Source organism: Leptodesmis sp. (assembly GCF_052746595.1).
On record NZ_JBRAGO010000091.1, the window covers coordinates 1 to 18,219 of the forward strand.

An 18,219-nucleotide genomic window follows, 5' to 3' on the forward strand; every position below is an offset into this window, starting at 1 on the left:
CTCAGATTAGCACTGACACCACCACCTCGCGTCAGCAGGTGGTCTGAGCTTCATGCATCCATTAGTCCTGCCTTCTCCTGCGCAGATGCCCACTACATGTTCATTCTTTTTTAGCCATCATCACCTGCTCTACAAAGTTAGTGTAGATGTCTCCCTGCTGAAATTCCGGAGTATCCAGGATGCGCTGGTGGAAGCCAATTGTTGTTGGTAAGCCCGTGATGGCACATTCCCGTAAAGCGCGGCGCATCCGACGAATGGCAGCGGGACGATCGCGCCCCCAGACAATCAGTTTGCCAATTAGTGAATCGTAGTAAGGCGGGATTTCATAGTCAGTATAGACGTGGGAATCCATTCGTACTCCTGGCCCGCTGGCAGGCAGATAGCCGCTGATCCGGCCAGGATGGGGACGAAAATTTTGCTCTGGGTCTTCCGCATTAATTCGACATTCGATCGCGTGTCCCTGAAGCATCACGTCATCCTGCGACAGACTCAGCCGTTCTCCCTGAGCGATGCGAATTTGTTCGGCAATCAGATCCAGTCCCGTGATCATTTCTGTCACCGGATGTTCCACCTGGATTCGGGTATTCATCTCCATGAAATAAAACTCACCCGATTGATCCAGCAAAAACTCAACCGTACCAGCTCCTTCGTAATTAATTGCTTTGGCTGCCAGCACTGCCGCCTGTCCCATTTTATAGCGTAATTCCGGGGTAAGAGCCGTACTGGGGGCTTCTTCCAGCAACTTTTGGTGACGACGCTGAATGGAACATTCCCGTTCTCCCAGGTGGATCACGTTCCCATAACTATCGGCTAGCACCTGAAATTCAATGTGACGCGGTTTTTGGACAAATTTTTCCATATACACGCCAGGATTGCCAAAGGCAGCTTCTGCTTCTCCCTGAGCCGCCGCAAATAAGGGACCAAGTTCGCTATCGTCCTTCACTAGACGCATGCCTCGACCACCCCCACCAGCTGTGGCTTTGATCAGAACTGGGTAGCCAATTTTACGAGCCACCGCCCGCGCTTCTGCTTCATCTAGGAGCAACCCCCGGCTGCCAGGAACCGTTGGCACGCCTACAGCCTCCATTGTTTTCTTAGCCGTAGATTTGTCTCCCATCGCCCGAATCGCCTCTGGGGATGGCCCAATGAAGACAATCTGGTGATCGGCACAGATTTCAGCAAAACGAGCATTTTCTGCCAGAAAGCCATAGCCAGGATGGATGGCGGTCGCATTCCGGGTCAACGCCGCTGCAATAATATTGGGAATGTTGAGATAGCTTTTGCTGCTGGCCGGGTCGCCAATGCATACAGCTTCATCTGCCAACTGCACATGCAAGGAATGACGATCGATCGTAGAGTGAACAGCGACCGTCGCAATCCCTAGTTCCTCACAGGTGCGGAGAATCCGCAAAGCAATTTCTCCCCGGTTAGCAATTAGTATCTTGGAAAACTGCATTTCTGGTAGTTGATTCGGTAATCAGTAGGATAGACGGTTCTGGCAGCACCCTGGAAGTAATTTTCTGGGGAATTTGTGTAGGACAGGGGTAGCGATACTTCGGCAAACCATCGGTACGAAAGGAGGAGAAGAGGGTGGAAGGATCAGTCCTATTCCATCATCTCACTTGAGAAGCGTTTATGCGTTCAGTAGGACTGCATTCGCACCCATTTCTGAGTTGCTGCATGATGGGGGTAGCCAGTCCGCCCCAGAGCGGGGTATTAACATTTGCCGCTCGCAGTCCATCGGCTGTCCAGGAGTTGCAGGTTTTCAGGATGGAGTAGGAGCCGATCGCCGCGTAAAAACTACTGTCCCCATCCTGGCCACTGCCAAGATGTTGTTTGTGGCCATCTGCCCCCACCTCAAAGGTACTGTTAATAAAGTTCATCAGAGCCAAAGAATCCGTTTTCCCCAGCCGCAGACATTTGAGTTGCTCATTGGGGTAATGGGGAACTTGAGGGTGACCTTTGACAAAAATGGCAGCATCGTTGCGCCAATGGAAGAGGGCACGCAGAGCCTCGGTGGGATTGACCTGATCCCAGGAAGGGGTTTCCATGTAAAACCGACGATCGCCCCAGCCAAACTGAAGATAGCGGTAAGAGGCGGCAGGAGTCTTGCCTACGGCTTCCAGGTTGAGGTGGTCTTGCCAGCGATAGGCTGCCGTCTCCACAGGAACGATGAAATTGGTATGGAAGCCGTCACTGGTCAGATAAATCGTGAACTCACAAGGTTCAGTTTGAGAGAAAAACCACTTGCGGGGAGTCACGGCTGCGATCGCCAACAAGGCTCCTCCCCCCACAACCCCACCCACCAGACCAAGGCAGATTTTGCTCATAGCCCATTTCATCAGCATTCACCATCCCCAATCCCTAACCCCCAATCTTCACTTCCCAACCAACGCAGCTAACAAGCAATGTAAAACAACTTCACAGCGTATGGGTTTGCTGAACCGGAAGCCACTTGCTTTTCCAATTTGGACGTACTATTAATCTACGCTGACAGCCTGACCTATTAGGGCACCTGCTTCGATTATGCTAAACCCCTGGTTGATTCTGGCATCCCTCGCCTTTGCCGTGAGCTTTGGTGTTAGTTTGCTGATGGCCCAACCGATGGGAGGAGCCTTAATTGCTGGATCCATGGCGGCTCTCACCGCTTTGGTAACTACAGGAGCCGTCAACTGGTATCGCAATCATGGCATGGATGCCAGAGCGATCGCCCTGAAGCAACAAATTCGGCTGTTACAGCGACAACGGGCCAATGAACACCAGGCAATGCTAGAAATGTCTGCTGAACGAGAGCGAGTAGCCCAGGTCCTGAACTCCATGCAGACTCAACTCCGCCAGTATCAATTATCAGGTACAGTGCCCCAGTCGCAAAAAGTTTTGAGTTGGAACTTGTCTGCCAGTGCATCTAAAGCTGCGATCGCGGCTCCCCACCCATCCGCACCGTCCACTTATGAGGTTGCTGAGGATGACCTGAACCAGTTTCTACTAGAAGCCGCAGCCACCAAGCAAAAGATTATTGCCAGCCTGAAGCACCTGCAGGCGGAACTCAGCCAACTCAATACTCAAGTTACAGACCATCGCCAGGTGCGGGATCATCTAGGCCAAGAGATTAAAACCCTGACGCAGCAGAAGCAACAACTGACCGCTGCGGCTCAACAGCTGCAGGCCGAATTGGAGGAACTGGAACGGTGCCGAGGGGAACTGGATCAGTACATTTCCTATGTGGAAGCGAAAAAGCAGGAGCTAGAAGCAGGTTCCAATCCTCTGCAGCAGGCACTGAAACAACTCCAGGAACAGGTGACAGCCCTGCAAGAGGAACTGCGTCAGCTGGAGAGCCAAGTCACGACTCGCCGCCAAGACAAGCAGACTCTGGAGCATCAGATCAAAGAGTGCTGCCAGGAAAAGGAATCTTTAGAAAAAGAGATTGCCCAATTGCAGGCCCAGAAATCCTCATTGCGACATCAAGTGAACCAGGCTGAAGCGGCTGGCTCTGACTCCCAGCGTTCCAGTAAATCTGCAACTCAAAGCCAGGAGACGAAGGCAGGAAATGGTAAATCTTCTGCCTCGATCGCCAAAACTGCCAATTCGGCTCTTCACCGTTCTTCTGCATCTAACAACGGTGAAAACACAACAGATGCATTACCGGATCGCTGGACTGACCTTATGGCGCAGTTGTCGGACTATGAGTTGCAGATTTTAAGAGCGACCGCCCTGGAAAGTAATCCCCTGAGAATTTTGAACCGGATTGCCGAAGATAATTTCACGACCGTTGATGAGTTAGTAGAGTCGATCAACCAGCGATCGCAGGAGATTATTGGCGATCGTGTAATCAAATCCAGGTCAGGATTTGGCCCACCCACTCTCTTTCGCGAACACCAAAAAACCATCAAAAAGCTGCTTAAGACTTATGAGGCAAGAGGCCAGTTCTAAATGCTGCCGCGATCGCGTTGCAAGTCATAAATGACCTTTTCCAGATACCAGTCAGGAGATTTGCCAGGACTTCTGAAGCTGGCTTGCTGAATTAAACGTTCTGCCGCCTGTTGATCTTCATGCAATAGCAGCAACAGTTTCCGCTGCAAGGAACGATTCGCCTGATGCAGATAACTGGTGGTTCGTAACTGACCCAGAGATGGCTTCGCTGTTCCAGATTGGGTAGCCGGTGGCAACCTCTGATGCTTTCTTGCTGCATGAATCCCCCATCCCAGAGCCGCCCCACCGCCTAAAGCTAATACAATCGTCGCAGCTGAGTCCGTTACCGGGTTTGCCTCCGTCACTTCCGATGCAGTGCCACTAAATTTGTCCAGTTGCATCCCATGCAAGTCTCTAGATGGAATGGCTGCAAACATCGTCGAAGCAGCCACCAGGCCACCCGCGATCGCACTCATCCATAGCGACGCTTTCATCCCCGACTTAGAAAAGAACCTAGAAGCAGACATCAATGTGTATTCCAAACTCAATGAAAAGATGCCAACACTCTTATAGTGACAGTTACGTGTGACGATTGTGTTACAAACATTTGAGTTTTGTAGCTCCGTAGACTGACAAAGGCTGAGTATCCGATGGTTAAAACCGCGACTACACTCACCCAGTTTGCCGACGCAGACTCAATACAATTCAGGTATTCAGTCTAGGTGTTCAGTAACCTACGTCGGCAGATTTTCTCGGTATAGCCGCGACTTCAGTCGCCAGGGTGATATTAGGTTTGTAGCTTTTGTTAGGTCAATCCACTACAACCTTGTCAGTTCAGGAGCAGAGTAATCAAATTCTGACCTGAGCAACCAGATATGTTACGGTGGTGGCCAGCTTATTACATTTTCAGATACAAATGACAGAAACTGCCCTCCCCAGCTTAATTCAACAAATGCTGCAGCCGGACTTTTACCCCCATCCGGTGACTGACCCCATCCAACTAATTCAAACCCATGTGTCGTACATTTTGCTCACGGGTGACTATGCCTACAAGGTGAAAAAGCCTGTCAATTTTGGGTTTCTTGATTTTTCTACTTTAGAGAAGCGGGAGCATTTTTGTCGGGAGGAACTGCGGCTGAACCAGCGGGGAACGGCCCATCTGTATCTCCAAGTCCTTCCCATTACCCAGAGTGGCGAGACTTTTCACCTGAACGGGGCAGAAACACCTGTGGAATATACGGTACAGATGCAGCAGTTTCCTGCAGGTAGCTTATTCAGTGATTTATTTGATCAGGGGCAATTAACGGAGGAGTTGCTGGAACGACTGGCCAGGGAATTAGCTCGCTTCCACGAAAAAGGCGCTACGAATGATTACATTCGCACGTTTGGAGAGGTCGCTCAAATTCGGCAGGCGATCGACGAGAACTATGACCAGACTCAAAAATACATTGGCGGGCCACAAACCCAGCAACAGTTCAATGAAACCCGACAATATACTGATCGCTTATTTACCGAGCACGCTGACTTATTTGCTAAACGAGTGGCCCAAAATAAGATCCGGGAATGCCACGGGGATGTCCATCTTCGCAACATTGCTCTCTGGCAGGATGAAATTCTGCTGTTTGACTGCATTGAGTTCAATGAGATGTTCCGCTTTGTCGATACGATGTTCGACATTGCCTACATCATCATGGATCTGGATGCCCGCTATCGTCCGGATCTCAGCAATCGCTTTCTGAACGCCTACCTGGAACAAACCGGAGACTGGGAAGGCTTACAGGTTTTGCCCCTCTATCTCAGTCGTCAGTCTTATGTACGGGCCAAAGTTCTGTCTTTCCTGCTGGATGATCCCTCGATCTCGGAGGCGGCCAAACAGGAAGCCAAAGACACGGCTAGTCGTTATTACCGTTTAGCCTGGGAATACACGCGATCGCCCCTGGGAACTGCCAGCGAAGCCCATCAAGGACAGATTTATCTCATGGCTGGCCTCTCCGGTTCCGGCAAAAGTACAGTAGCCCGTCGGTTAGCCAGTCAAATCAGTGCCATTCACCTGCGCTCTGATGCTGTGCGCAAACACCTGGCTGGAATTCCCCTGGATACAGCGGGAGGGGATGATCTTTATACCCCGGAAATGACTGAAAAAACCTACGATCGCCTGCTGCAACTGGGTATCCTGCTGGCCTCTCAAGGCTACCCCGTAATTCTGGATGCCAAGTACGATCGTCAGGCACTCCGTCAAGCCGTGATTGAGGCCATTGACCAGGCCAACGCCAACCATCCCGCTCATCCCCTTTCCCTGCACATCCTGCATTGCGATGCACCGCTAGAGATTCGGCAGCAACGCTTACAACACCGACAAGGCGACGTTTCAGATGCTACTGTAGACCTGCTCCCCAAACAGTACCTGGAACCCTTTACAGCCAGCGAATTTCCCTATGTGCAGACGTTGGACACAACTCAAGCTGTAGATACCCAACTGGCAATCGTGCTTCAGAATAGATAGTGATAGCAAAGAGTGGGATGAGATGATGGGAGAGTGGGTGAGAAGACGGTTTAATTCATAATGCAAAACTCTTAACTCCTAACTCCCAATATGCCGCTTAAACCAAATTCCTCTGCTGGCGTTAATACTGGCTCTCGACTGCTGATCTTCTTTATGATTAGCTTTAAGTTGCTGGGCTACTCTACATTCCTGAGTATCTGCCTGGGGGCAATCGCAGGCTTGGCGGGAGGCTTTACAGCCGCTTGGTGGAATGCCTCAGAAGATTTTCTCACGGACGAAGAAGAAGCCAAGCTTGAAGGCAATCAGGAACCAGAGGCTCCTCCGCCTGCGGCATCTTTTGTTCGCCGTCCGCGCTATGGGTTTGGGGTACGGTCAGCCCGCCAGGCTCGTCGTGAATGGACATTCTTCTGGCCAGGATTCGGTTCGGTATTCCGCCGGAAACGTTGAGCAGGCATGGCATGATAGAGTCTCAGTTTCATTCCACACGGTCCATGAGTCAGTACTTCCGTCCCAATATCAACGCCATGACGGGTTATGTTCCAGGAGAACAGCCCAAACCCGGTACGCAAATCATCAAGCTTAACACCAACGAAAATCCCTATCCGCCCTCCCCGAAAGCGATGGAGGTACTGCAGCGGATTGATGCAGAATGGCTGCGGCGCTATCCCCATCCCTTTGCCAATGACTTTCGGCAGGCCGTCAGTGAAGTCTTAGAAATACCCCTAGATTGGGTGATTGTGGGCAACGGTAGTGATGAGTTGCTGAGTGTGATCATTCGCTCCTGCACTGAACCAGGCCGCAAGGTGGTTTATCCGGCTCCCACCTATGTCCTCTATCACACCCTGGCCGAAATGCAGCCTGCAGAGGTGATTGAAGTTCCCTATGGAGCAGACTATCAGTTGCCGATCGCCGAACTGGTTGCCGCTGCTGGGGCCGTGACATTCGTCGCCTCACCCAATAGTCCGTCCTGTCAAACCGTTCCGATCGCGGAGTTGCGTCAATTAGCGGCTCAATTATCAGGAGTGCTGGTGGTAGATGAAGCCTATGTAGACTTTGCTGATGAAACTGCATTGCCGTTAGTACTAGAGTTTGATAACATCATCATTACCCGTACCTTATCCAAAGGGTATTCTCTGGCAGGGCTGCGGTTAGGTTTTGCGATCGCCCAACCGACCTTACTCAGCGGTTTATTTAAGGTCAAAGATAGCTACAACATTGATGCGATTGCGTGTGCAGTTGGAGCCGCCGCCATGCGAGATCAGGCGTATAAGAATGAGTGTGCTGATCGAGTGAAAGCGTCCCGTGCCAGGCTGATGGTCGATTTAAAGCAACTGGGGTTTCAGGTACAGGAATCCCAAACCAATTTCCTGCTGGCTCAACCTCCTCAGGGTAATGCAGAAGAACTATATCTGGCTCTGAAAGAACGGGGGATTTTAGTCCGTTACTTTAAGCAGCCCGGATTGGAGGATAAACTGCGGATTACGGTTGGCACTGAGGAGCAAAATCAAACGCTGATCGAGGCACTAGTTCATCTCCTGTAGAAAAATAGGAATTGACGCGTTACGTTAGCCCTAACGCATCCTCCGGAGAGGGGTGTAGCAGTGATTTATTTGATTACGGTTAATTACCAATCCAGTGATCTGATTGTTCGTTTGTTGGCTTCTGTTCAGCTTGCTGCCAGCGAGTATCACGTCCTGATTGTGAATAATTCCCCAGAAGATCAGGCGGTGCAGACTCTGGCAGACGATCGCGTACAGATCCTGGAGGCAGGACAAAATTTGGGATTTGGGGGTGGGTGCAATCTGGCCTTGCAATGGGTATATGAGCGAGATCCGGGAGCGATCGTCTGGTTGATCAATCCTGATGCTCTCCTCCCCCAGGGAATGCTGCAAACGGCCACTCAATTCTGCTTGAACCATCCAGAGCTTTCCATCCTGGGAACTGTCATTCTCGAATCCACTGGAGCCATCTGGTTTGCAGGAGGTGAGTTCAATCCCGTGACAGGCCGGATTGTGACTCAAACGGACGATCGTCCTCTGACTGCCGCAGCTTACCAGGAAACCTCTTGGGTAACCGGATGCAGTTTACTGCTAAATCTCCGTAACTTTCCCATCTGCCCCTACTTTGATCAAGAGTTCTTCCTGTACTATGAAGATTTTGATTTCTGTCGGCGCTACGCTCAACAAGGTCATCGGTTAGGAGTGACACCACATATCCAAATAATTCACTCTCCTTCATCCGTCACCAGCCGCCATCCCGCTTTGAAAGTTCAACACAGCACCTACAGTTATCTGCTGGCGCTAGAACGGCACACATCACTCTGGGTTTTGGGCTATCGACTGGGCCGCATCCTGGGTCGCGCCTTGCGGGTCAGTATGACAGAACCAGAAACGGCGATCGCTATAATCAAGGGTGTGGTGCGTTATGGGAAACGAGTGAGCGGTTTTGGACAATCCAATCTCCATTAATCTGGCCTTTTTGCCTGTCAAACCGACGGGATTAGCAACCTACGCGATTAATTTGTTGCCCTATTTGCAAAGTCTGGATCCCACCCTATTCATTGCCGAACCACGAGAAGGATTCACCTGCTATTCTGTTCCTCCCGCTATGACCCACGAACAGGGGCGCCAAGGACACTTTTCCCGCTTACTGTGGACTCAGTTCCAACTCCCCGCGTTGTATCGTCAGGTGCGATCGCGCCTGTTATTTTCTCCCGTTCCCGAAGCTCCGCTGTTCTCTAATTGCCGTTTCGTCATCACGGTTCACGATTTGATTCCCCTGCGTTTCTTTAAGAAATTCACACCTCTGTGGTCTTACCAGAAGTACTATATGCCGCAGGTTCTCAAGCAGGCGGAACACATCCTCTGCAATTCCAGCGCCACCGCTCAGGACATTGTGAATTTTTTCGGCATCCCCGCCCGCAAAATTACTCCCATTCTGCTGGCCCATGATGCGGCCAATTTCCGCTGGCTGAATTTGCCCACCCGCAATTATTTCCTCTACCTGGGCCGCAATGATCCCTACAAAAACCTGCACCGCCTGATCTCTGCCTTCGCCTCCTTGCCCCAACAGTCAGACTACGAGCTTTGGTTCGCAGGCCCGCGGGATGAACGGTATACAGAGGCATTGACCGAACACATTGAGGAACTGGGTTTAACAAACCAGGTGAAATTCCTCAGCTATGTCCCCTACTCCGAATTGCCCGTCATCCTGAATCAGGCGATCGCCCTGGTGATGCCCAGTCTCTGGGAAGGATTTGGTCTGCCCGTCTTGGAGGCGATGGCCTGTGGTACACCTGTCATTACCTCCAACTTGTCTGCCTTACCGGAAGTGACCGGAGACGCTGCCCTGCTGATAGATCCCTACAATGAAACGGCGATCGCCCAGGCTATGCAGCAAGTAATCAATGATTCCAGATTGCGATCGCACTTGCGACAGGCGGGTTTGGCCAGAGCCAGTCAGTTTAGTTGGGCCAAAACTGGCCAGAAAACGATCGAGGTTCTTCAAGAATACGGAGTTGGGATTTAATTAAATGAAGTCGGAGCCTTCAAACTCTACTTTAGATGGCGTTTGAAAAGTATCCGGCGGTTAAAACCGCGACTACACTCACCAAGCCTGCCGACGCAGACTCAATAAAATCAAGGTGTTCAGTAACCTGTGTTGGCAGTTTTTCTCCGGATAGCCGTGACTTCAGTCGCTAGGGTGCTTACAAGCTTTGATTGACATCAAAGCGTCAAGGAAGTGAAGTAAACAGCGATAATGAATGACCAGTGACCAATGATAACTCCGTAAATGACTGCTAATTCCTTCCAAATTTTCGATCGCGACCTGACTGAGGCGCAACTATCCAGTTATCTACAAGCAGAGGCGATCGCCGTTGATACTGAGACAATGGGGCTGCTGCCTCAGCGCGATCGGCTGTGTCTGGTACAAATTTGTGACCCCCAGGATCAGGTGAGCGTGGTGCGAATTGAGCGGGGACAGACGGAGGCTCCCTATCTGAAACAGTTAATGGAAGCATCCGATGTTCTGAAAATTTTTCACTTTGCTCGGTTCGATCTAGCGACCTTGAAGTATCACCTGGGAATTCAGGTAAATCCTATTTTCTGTACCAAAATCGCCAGCAAGTTAGCCCGTACTTATTCTCCTAAACACGGACTCAAAGATCTGGTGATGGAACTGGAAGGCGTGGAGTTGGATAAAAGCGCCCAAAGCTCAGATTGGGGAAATGCCGCTAACCTCTCTGACGAACAACTGCAATATGCCTCCAACGATGTACGTTATCTAATTCCCGCTCGTGAAAAGCTGGTGAGGATGTTGCAACGGGAGGAGCGGTGGAAACTGGCCCAGGATTGTTTCCAGTGCCTGCCGACGATCGTCAATTTGGACTTAATGCAGTATCAGGGAATTTTCGAGCATTAATTCTATGATTCCTACTTCAGGTCATTACTGGCTGAGAAATGCCCAGGTTCCAGAATCACTCCTTGTCAGAAGTAAACAGGGTCGGAGTCGGAATTGGGCGGCTCCAGTGGCTCAGGAATTGCTGCTGGTGGATATTGAGATTGCCAATGGTGCGATCGCCAGTATTGCTACAGCGGGAGTTCTGAGTTCCTACACTGCCCCCTCAATCGACCTGCGAAGAGGCATGGTATTTCCCTGTTTTGTCGATATGCATACTCATCTCGATAAAGGGCACATCTGGGAGCGATCGCCGAATCCTGATGGCACCTTTGATAGTGCCTTGCAGCAGGTACAGCAGGACTCGGAACAATATTGGACAGCGGAAGATGTATACAAACGGATGGAATTTGGGCTGAAGTGCAGCTATGCTCACGGAACCAAAGCCATTCGAACTCATGTTGATTCCGGTGGCTCCCTGGCAGATGTTAGCCTGGAGGTATTTCAGGAACTCCAGCAGCAGTGGCACGATCGCCTGATTTTACAAGCCGTTTGTCTAGTTTCCCTGGAAGAATTTCTTACACCGCTGGGGGAAAAGTTAGCCGATCGTATGACCGAAGTGAGCGGCATTCTGGGCGGGGTAGCTTACATGAATCCAGACCTGGAAGCGCAAATCGATCGCGTCTTTTCCCTGGCCAAGGAACGCAAACTCAATCTGGATTTGCACGTCGATGAAACAGGCAATCCGGACTCAATCTGTTTGCGTTATGTTGCAGAGGCAGCCATCCGGCATCGGTTCCAGGGGCAGATTGTTTGTGGTCATTGTTGCAGTTTGGCTGTGCAACCCCCCGAGGAAGCCGCCAAAACGATCGCCCTGGTAAAACGAGCCAAAATCGGCATTGTCAGTTTGCCCATGTGCAATTTGTACTTGCAAGATCGGCAGCCTGCCCAAACTCCTCGTTGGCGAGGGGTGACACTACTGCACGAACTGAAACAGGCCGGAGTGCCCGTCGCGATTGCGGGGGACAATTGCCGCGATCCCTTTTATGCCTTTGGTGATCACGATGCCCTGGAAGTCTTCTCAATGTCGGCCAAGATTGCGCACCTGGATCGCCCCTATGGAGACTGGTGTAACGCGATTACAGCCACTCCTGCAGACTTAATGGGCTTACCAACTGTGGGACGAATCGGAGTCGGTCTGCCAGCAGATTTAGTGATCTTCAGGGCACGTCAGTACAGTGAATTGCTGTCCCGTTCTCAGCACGATCGCACAGTTTTGCGAAATGGGGTAGCGATCGATACGGCGCTTCCAGATTATGCTGAACTCGATGGTTGCATGAAATAAATCCACTGGTATTAACTCAACAGATGGCGGCAAGATAGCTTAGACGATTGCCCCGAAGAAACCGGAATGACAGCCGGATTGATTGACTTGACTAATTGCTCCGCAGCCAGAGTCCAAAAGTGTGCAGATTTAAGAGAGGCAAGAAAAGCAGGGTTTAAGGGATGAGGAGGGCGCTGGGAAAAGGAATGTAATCCCTGAGTCTGAGCCTGCACTAAATCCACAATCCAGGGAAGAAAGTCCAGCAGTTCTTCAGGTAAAACGGTTAGTTCAAATGACCATTGCCGATTGACTCCCCGGCACACCTGACCGTGTCGGGGTAAGGCAACTGTTCCTGCTCCTTTGTTGATCGAAAATCGGAGAACAAAGGGCCGATCGCTAGCAAGAGCATCTGGAGCAAGATAGGCATAAACAGTAATGTAATTGAGCCATTGGTTGCTGTCTACCCAGGATGCAATGGAGGCCAAACTGTTGTAGGGATTCCCACTAATTTTGACAGGCTCCTTCATCACCTTGGCAAAGGATGTATAAAAATCACTCCTTAATTTAGCAATTGTCCGACTTATCTCTGGAGTCATGCCTCTCCCCCTAAACGTTATTCTTTTAGCTACATAAGTTGATGCAAAGTGGTTTATGACTTCCGGTAACGGGCCAGACGTTTGCGTTGTTTATGTTTGGCCAAAGCTTTGCGTTTCTCTTTTTCTGGTGGCGTTTCAAAATGCCGATTTTTCCGCATGTCCTGAAAGATCCCTGCTTTGGAAACCTGTTGCCTGAAGCGCCGTAATGTAGATTCAATGCCTTCGTTTTCGCCTAGTATGACTTGAGCCACGCTGAACACTCCTTAAGAACGAATGGGGAAGGCGATAAAGTTCTCAACCCAGGGTAGTACGGCTTCTGCAGTTGAAGGACTGAGAAGCAAGGGTACTTTATCCAGGTGAGCAGTGCTATAAAAAGCTCCAGCAGAATAAAGCAGTTGTCTAACTCTGCTGGAGACTTTAAGCAATCGATGGTTTGTAATGTGGATTAATAGCGACGATCGCTGTGGCGATTATTGCTCCAATTTCCCCTATCCGCAGGGTTTCTGTCCTCACGGGGTCTAGCCTTATTCACCTTGAGATCGCGTCCCATCCATTCCGCTCCATCTAGCGCTTCAATGGCGGCGGCTTCCTCGGCTTCTGAACCCATCTCCACAAACGCAAATCCGCGTGCCCGACCTGTTTCCCGATCGGTAGGCACTTGCACCCGGTTGACCGTGCCATATTCTTCAAACGTATCCTTCAGGTCTTCTTGAGTCACCTTATAGGATAAATTACCAACATAGATAGACATAGAGCTTCTCCAAGCATCTAAAAACTGTAGAGAGTTAGATTCGGAGAAACGCTTATCTAGAGAAAAACGAATTACACAACCGAAAATAATTCCTATGGGGCAATTGTAACATGCTTTCAATCAACAGGTTGGTGCTTGAGGCAGAGTTTATCTTGTCATATGTTCACCTGGCGAATATGACAAGATAAAAGGAGTGTTTAGCGTATCTGGATCGATGTCTTCTATAGACCCATCTTTAAAGTCTGCTCTCGATCATCTGCGTGAGATTCGATCGTCTCTGCTGTCTCTACACAAAGCACTCCTGGACTCGGAACAGGAAGCTTATGAGCGGGTCAACGGGCCAATTAGAACGAAAGGAGAGTTATTTCAACTGGTGGTTGGAGATGAGTGGTTTAACTGGTTACGGCCAATCTCCCAGTTCATTGTCAGAATTGATGAATCACTCGCTTCTAAGGAATCCATAACTTTAAATGAAGCCAATGAATTGATTGAGCAAGCCAATACCCTCCTGAATCCCTTGGAAGTGGGGACAGAACCTGAAGAACGCTATTATCAAGTGATCCAGCGTGATCCTGATGTTGCCTATATGCACGCGAGGATGATGAATCTGCTCAAGCGGAACAATTGAGAAGTGAAAGTTAAAAGTTAAGGGTTGGGAAATGCGATCGATCGCTACCATTGCAGGGCAGAGTTGAAAGCAAGCTGGTAGAAATTTTGGGCGGTTTCGGAAAGGCGAGTGCGAATAGCGGCAGCAAGTTCTCGATTCGTCCGGTAAGGCATTTTGATACCCTCTAGCCCAAGTGGGATAATTGATCCTAATTCCCTGGCATCTGGCGGGGGAGTATCTTTAGACTGAAAACCCATTCAAATGAACCTGTTTAGCCCCACAATTTATAGAAGGTTGGATGGATAGAACTTCAAGGAGTCAACATTGATTACGAGTCCCTTTAAGACAACCAAATCAGATGAAATTTTTGCGGCTGCCCAAAAACTCATGCCGGGTGGTGTGAGTTCGCCTGTGCGGGCTTTCAAGTCGGTGGGTGGGCACCCGATCGTGTTCGATCGGGTGCAGGGAGCTTATGCCTGGGATGTGGATGGCAACCAGTACATTGACTATGTGGGTACCTGGGGGCCAGCCATTTGTGGCCATGCTCACCCGGACGTGATTCAGGCCATTTGTGAAGCGGCTCAGAAGGGCACCAGTTTTGGCGCACCCTCCTACCAGGAAAACGTTCTGGCCGAAATGGTGATTGATGCCGTTCCCAGCGTGGAAATGGTGCGCTTCGTCAACTCCGGTACGGAAGCCTGTATGTCTGTCCTGCGCTTAATGCGAGCTTTCACCGGACGGGACAAAATCATCAAGTTTGAAGGCTGCTATCACGGCCATGCCGATATGTTCCTGGTGAAAGCTGGATCCGGTGTGGCAACGTTGGGGCTACCGGATTCTCCTGGTGTACCCAAATCAACCACAAGCAACACCCTGACGGCTCCCTTCAACAACCTGGAAGCGGTCAAAGCCTTATTCCATGAAAATCCGGGCGAAATTGCCGGGGTGATTCTGGAACCTGTGGTAGGGAATGCTGGCTTTATTCCTCCCGATGCCGGATTCCTGGCTGGCCTGCGAGAACTAACCCGCGAAAACAATGCTCTGCTGGTGTTTGATGAAGTCATGACAGGCTTTCGCATTGCTTATGGTGGTGCTCAGGAGAAGTTTGGCATTACTCCCGACCTGACCACACTCGGTAAGGTGATCGGTGGAGGCTTGCCCGTAGGTGCTTATGGTGGACGGCGAGACATTATGGAAATGGTGGCTCCGGCTGGCCCCATGTATCAGGCGGGAACCCTGTCTGGGAACCCTCTGGCAATGACCGCAGGCATCAAAACCCTGGAGCTGCTCCATCAGCCAGGCACTTATGACTATCTCGATCGCATTACCAAACGGTTATCCGATGGTTTGCTGCAGGTGGCTCAAGAAACAGGTCATGCGGCTTGCGGAGGGCAGATCAGTGGTATGTTCGGCCTGTTCTTTACCGAAGGGCCAGTCCATAACTACGAAGATGCCAAAAAATCGGATCTAACCAAGTTCAGCCGCTTCCACCGGGGAATGCTGGAGCAAGGAATTTACCTGGCTCCCTCCCAATTTGAGGCAGGCTTTACCTCCCTCGCTCATACAGACGCGGATATCGATCGCACCCTGGAAGTCGCCCGTATCGTTTTGTCGAGCCTGTAATTAAGACCATAGAGACGTTTCGCCGAAACGTCTCTACCTGCCGTTAACATTCACAACCGGGATGACCGCAGCCACGCCCATTAGGATGACCTTCAGCACAGGCTTCGGTGCAGTAATACTTACCGTCTTTCTCAATCGCACCTGCACCGGGAGTAACCATGCAGTGACAGCTTTCGCAGGCGCATTTGACTTGAGTGGCAGTCGTCATGGAATCACCTCATTAACATCTCTTCAGCGTAGCTTCTGGCCTGAACTGAACCGCCAGGATTAACAATTTCTTCGGGGGGCAGTGGGTCGGTAGATGGGGCTATCATCGCTTATCGGTGATTGGTCATGGGCGACAGGTTGCAACGCCCAGAAAATAATTGATTTAGCTGATTAACCTGGCAAAATCGACTCGTCCTGAGAGGTGCTAAAGTGAGCGGAGTCTGATCGCGCCAGTCTTAACCAGTTTCCCTCTGGAGTGGAGTAGCCCAGTTCTGCCACATAATCCCGTCCGGTAGAGTTGCTGGCGGTGGGATCACCCATGAAGACATGGCGATCGCAATCTGATTCCAAACAATCGAACTCGGCCATGCTGTGAGGTTCCTGTGTACCTGGATGCATGTCAGTGACATCATAAATCCGCAGTTTCAACTGTTCGCCGCCCTGCTGCCGAGCCGCCGCTTTTGCCGCTTCCGGCACCTCCCAATAGGCATAACCATGAGCAGCATCACGGGGTACTAGAATAATCCGACTGGTTTCCTGCTCTTCCCCAATGGGTTGAACAACAGGTGTGGAGGTAATCGGAGTTGTCGGAATCCCAGGCGTGCGATCGCCAGAAGTAACCGTCTTACCCACCGCATCTGCGCTTACTGGAGTTGCAGGGGGGTTGGCAGGCATGGTTTTATCAACTACCCCTGCGCCTGCCAGAGTTGCAGCGGCGGCAGCAGCGGCCGTGCCAATACTGGCTGCACCCATTCCAGTATTACCTGCGGCAGCCACAGTTTCGATTGGGCTACACTTGGGAACCCGCACATGGGTCGAGCGAGCCAGTTTTGTCCAACCTCCATCTTCTGTGGGATAACCAATTTCTACGAGATAATCCCGATCGTCCAAGGCGATCGGCAGGTGCATATCCTGTTCTCCAGGTGGACAATCAAATTGCTTCATGCTGTGGGGCTGCTGCCGATCCAGATCAATTCCTGTCACGTCGTAAAGCCGCAAGGCCAGATTTCTGGCTTCAACCGTTTTGGCATCCGGCAGTTCCCAGTAGGCATAAGCATCCCGACAATTACGAGGAGTGAGAATAATCCGGTTGCGATCGCTCACAGGAGTTGCCACAAGAGCCGCCTGATTGCGTCTGAACAGCCATGCCGCCAGGGGAATCCCAATGATGGGTACCAGCAACCACCACCAGGGATTAGGTGCCATCTTTTCGGGTGTGGTTGCCGGAGCCTGGGGAGAAGCTGTAGCTTCTGCGGTAGGACTGGTGGCGGCAGGAGAGGTTGCTGTTCGGGCCGCTTCAATTATTCGTTGATTGGCTGGAGTGACTGCAAGTCCCAGGAAAGCTTTCGCACCTGTACTGGGGGTTGGCCCCTTGTAGATGTAATACAGAGATTGCGAAAAGGGATATTTGGGATCCGTGGGCGGTGTATTATACATCGGTACAATTCGCACATCGGGCTGTTCCACAACCTGTTCTGCGATCGCGTAGCCCAGCCCATCCTGACCCAGTTTGGCAATCACCGCTTCTGTGCTGTCTTCCACTTGCACGGCGGTTGACCCAGTTTTGAAAGGAGCCTTCTGAAATACGGGATAATTTTGAAACGCCTGTTGGGTGTCACTGGTCGCAGGGCGATCAACCAGACGTACCGGAGCCGATGGGCCACCTACTTGAGACCAGTTGGTGACTTCGCCCCTAAAAATCTGGGCAAACTGGTCAACGGTCAAACTGCCCTTAAAGGGACTCTCTGGCCCAACAATCATGGCAATTTTATTACGAGAGACAGGCACCGCTACCAGACCCTGAGCTTTTTCGGCTTCCGTCAGCGGACGACCGATCGCGGCCAGATCGGCCTTCCCCGCAGCAACTGCAGCAACCGCTTCATCAGAACTGGCAGGAGTTACCGTAACACTGGTGCCGGGGTACTGCTCCTCAAAGCTTTGCTTCAGTGCCTCACTAATCTTCTGCATAGTGCTGGAGCTATCCACAACTACCTTGGTTCCCTGGGGCACGCTGGTAGGAAGCGGAAAAGCGGCTGAAGGAGTTGACTGTGCAGCGGCGGGTTGAAGCGTTAAGCCTGCAATCTGGGGCTTTGGAGCAGTGGCAAAGGCAAGCAGCACAGCCAGGGGAAGTAGCGGCACATAGTTCTTGGATCGAGTGGTCATATCCATCTCCCTGACGAAGTAGAAAGTTTCGATCGGAAAAAACCTATGACTCAGTGTTCTTTGGAATTGGGATGAATGGAGTTTTCGTGACATCCTCCCGACACCAATGCTACGCATACGGTGCGGGCTTCCCAAGAT

Annotated in this window: 19 protein-coding genes; 10 read left to right on the forward strand and 9 right to left on the reverse strand. The window is 51.0% G+C overall.

The window, feature by feature from the left end; translation table 11 throughout:
- Nucleotides 1–100: 100 nt before the first annotated feature.
- Nucleotides 101–1,456 carry an acetyl-CoA carboxylase biotin carboxylase subunit gene (accC, locus tag ACUVQO_RS17645; protein ID WP_445927149.1) on the reverse strand — a complete coding sequence of 452 codons (1,356 nt, stop codon included), beginning with the start codon at nt 1,454–1,456 and terminating at the stop codon, nt 101–103.
- 157 nt (nt 1,457–1,613) lie between these two features.
- Complete coding sequence (locus ACUVQO_RS17650; protein ID WP_445927150.1) at nt 1,614–2,348, reverse strand: DUF2459 domain-containing protein; 735 nt, start codon at nt 2,346–2,348, stop codon at nt 1,614–1,616.
- Between the two features lie 178 nt (nt 2,349–2,526).
- On the opposite strand from ACUVQO_RS17650, the gene ACUVQO_RS17655 reads away from it, so the two are divergent.
- A complete protein-coding gene (locus tag ACUVQO_RS17655; protein WP_445927151.1) occupies nt 2,527–3,930 on the forward strand; it encodes a hypothetical protein in 1,404 nt (467 codons plus the stop codon).
- Here ACUVQO_RS17655 and ACUVQO_RS17660 read toward each other — a convergent pair.
- A complete protein-coding gene (locus ACUVQO_RS17660) occupies nt 3,927–4,436 on the reverse strand; it encodes a hypothetical protein (protein WP_445927152.1) in 510 nt (169 codons plus the stop codon). The genes ACUVQO_RS17655 and ACUVQO_RS17660 overlap by 4 nt on opposite strands.
- A 389-nt stretch (nt 4,437–4,825) precedes the next feature.
- Between ACUVQO_RS17660 and ACUVQO_RS17665 the strand changes: the two genes are divergently transcribed.
- The 7 genes from ACUVQO_RS17665 (at nt 4,826) to ACUVQO_RS17695 (ending at nt 12,155) form a co-directional block, all read left to right on the forward strand.
- Entirely contained in the window at nt 4,826–6,412 is a 1,587-nt protein-coding gene (locus ACUVQO_RS17665) for a bifunctional aminoglycoside phosphotransferase/ATP-binding protein (protein WP_445927153.1), read from the forward strand.
- Between the two features lie 90 nt (nt 6,413–6,502).
- Nucleotides 6,503–6,859 carry a hypothetical protein gene (locus ACUVQO_RS17670; RefSeq protein WP_445927154.1) on the forward strand — a complete coding sequence of 119 codons (357 nt, stop codon included), beginning with the start codon at nt 6,503–6,505 and terminating at the stop codon, nt 6,857–6,859.
- Nucleotides 6,860–6,903: 44 nt separating this feature from the next.
- The gene (gene hisC / locus ACUVQO_RS17675; RefSeq protein WP_445927155.1) at nt 6,904–7,953 is read left to right on the forward strand and encodes a histidinol-phosphate transaminase; all 1,050 of its coding nucleotides are present in this window, start codon (nt 6,904–6,906) and stop codon (nt 7,951–7,953) included.
- Nucleotides 7,954–8,013: 60 nt separating this feature from the next.
- Nucleotides 8,014–8,880, forward strand: a complete 867-nt coding sequence (locus ACUVQO_RS17680; RefSeq protein ID WP_445927156.1) for a glycosyltransferase family 2 protein — start codon at nt 8,014–8,016, stop codon at nt 8,878–8,880.
- A complete protein-coding gene (locus ACUVQO_RS17685; protein WP_445927157.1) occupies nt 8,858–9,940 on the forward strand; it encodes a glycosyltransferase family 4 protein in 1,083 nt (360 codons plus the stop codon). Before ACUVQO_RS17680 ends, ACUVQO_RS17685 begins: the two co-directional genes overlap by 23 nt.
- Before the next feature lie 264 nt (nt 9,941–10,204).
- Complete coding sequence (locus ACUVQO_RS17690) at nt 10,205–10,834, forward strand: ribonuclease H-like domain-containing protein (protein ID WP_445927158.1); 630 nt, start codon at nt 10,205–10,207, stop codon at nt 10,832–10,834.
- Between the two features lie 4 nt (nt 10,835–10,838).
- Nucleotides 10,839–12,155, forward strand: a complete 1,317-nt coding sequence (locus tag ACUVQO_RS17695) for a cytosine deaminase (RefSeq protein ID WP_445927159.1) — start codon at nt 10,839–10,841, stop codon at nt 12,153–12,155.
- An 11-nt stretch (nt 12,156–12,166) separates the two neighbouring features.
- Here ACUVQO_RS17695 and ACUVQO_RS17700 read toward each other — a convergent pair whose 3' ends face one another.
- The 3 genes from ACUVQO_RS17700 to ACUVQO_RS17710 all read right to left on the reverse strand — a co-directional run bounded on the left by ACUVQO_RS17700 (nt 12,167) and on the right by ACUVQO_RS17710 (nt 13,481).
- The gene (locus ACUVQO_RS17700) at nt 12,167–12,730 is read right to left on the reverse strand and encodes a hypothetical protein (RefSeq protein WP_445927160.1); all 564 of its coding nucleotides are present in this window, start codon (nt 12,728–12,730) and stop codon (nt 12,167–12,169) included.
- 53 nt (nt 12,731–12,783) lie between these two features.
- The gene (gene rpsU / locus ACUVQO_RS17705; protein ID WP_445927161.1) at nt 12,784–12,981 is read right to left on the reverse strand and encodes a 30S ribosomal protein S21; all 198 of its coding nucleotides are present in this window, start codon (nt 12,979–12,981) and stop codon (nt 12,784–12,786) included.
- 194 nt (nt 12,982–13,175) lie between these two features.
- On the reverse strand, nt 13,176–13,481 hold the full coding sequence (locus ACUVQO_RS17710) for an RNA recognition motif domain-containing protein (protein WP_445927162.1): 306 nt from the start codon (nt 13,479–13,481) through the stop codon (nt 13,176–13,178).
- A 214-nt stretch (nt 13,482–13,695) separates the two neighbouring features.
- Between ACUVQO_RS17710 and ACUVQO_RS17715 the strand changes: the two genes are divergently transcribed.
- Complete coding sequence (locus ACUVQO_RS17715; protein WP_445927163.1) at nt 13,696–14,109, forward strand: hypothetical protein; 414 nt, start codon at nt 13,696–13,698, stop codon at nt 14,107–14,109.
- A 44-nt stretch (nt 14,110–14,153) separates the two neighbouring features.
- Here ACUVQO_RS17715 and ACUVQO_RS17720 read toward each other — a convergent pair whose 3' ends face one another.
- Nucleotides 14,154–14,345 (reverse strand): hypothetical protein, encoded by a 192-nt coding sequence (locus tag ACUVQO_RS17720; protein ID WP_445927164.1) that lies wholly within the window; start codon nt 14,343–14,345, stop codon nt 14,154–14,156.
- A 67-nt stretch (nt 14,346–14,412) separates the two neighbouring features.
- Here ACUVQO_RS17720 and hemL point away from each other — a divergent pair, with 67 nt between their 5' ends.
- On the forward strand, nt 14,413–15,711 hold the full coding sequence (gene hemL / locus ACUVQO_RS17725) for a glutamate-1-semialdehyde 2,1-aminomutase (RefSeq protein ID WP_445927165.1): 1,299 nt from the start codon (nt 14,413–14,415) through the stop codon (nt 15,709–15,711).
- A gap of 43 nt (nt 15,712–15,754) precedes the next feature.
- On the opposite strand, the gene ACUVQO_RS17730 is transcribed toward hemL, so the two are convergent.
- On the reverse strand, nt 15,755–15,919 hold the full coding sequence (locus tag ACUVQO_RS17730; protein ID WP_445927166.1) for a metallothionein: 165 nt from the start codon (nt 15,917–15,919) through the stop codon (nt 15,755–15,757).
- 170 nt (nt 15,920–16,089) lie between these two features.
- Entirely contained in the window at nt 16,090–18,081 is a 1,992-nt protein-coding gene (locus tag ACUVQO_RS17735) for a DUF4912 domain-containing protein (RefSeq protein ID WP_445927167.1), read from the reverse strand.
- Nucleotides 18,082–18,219 lie beyond the last annotated feature (138 nt).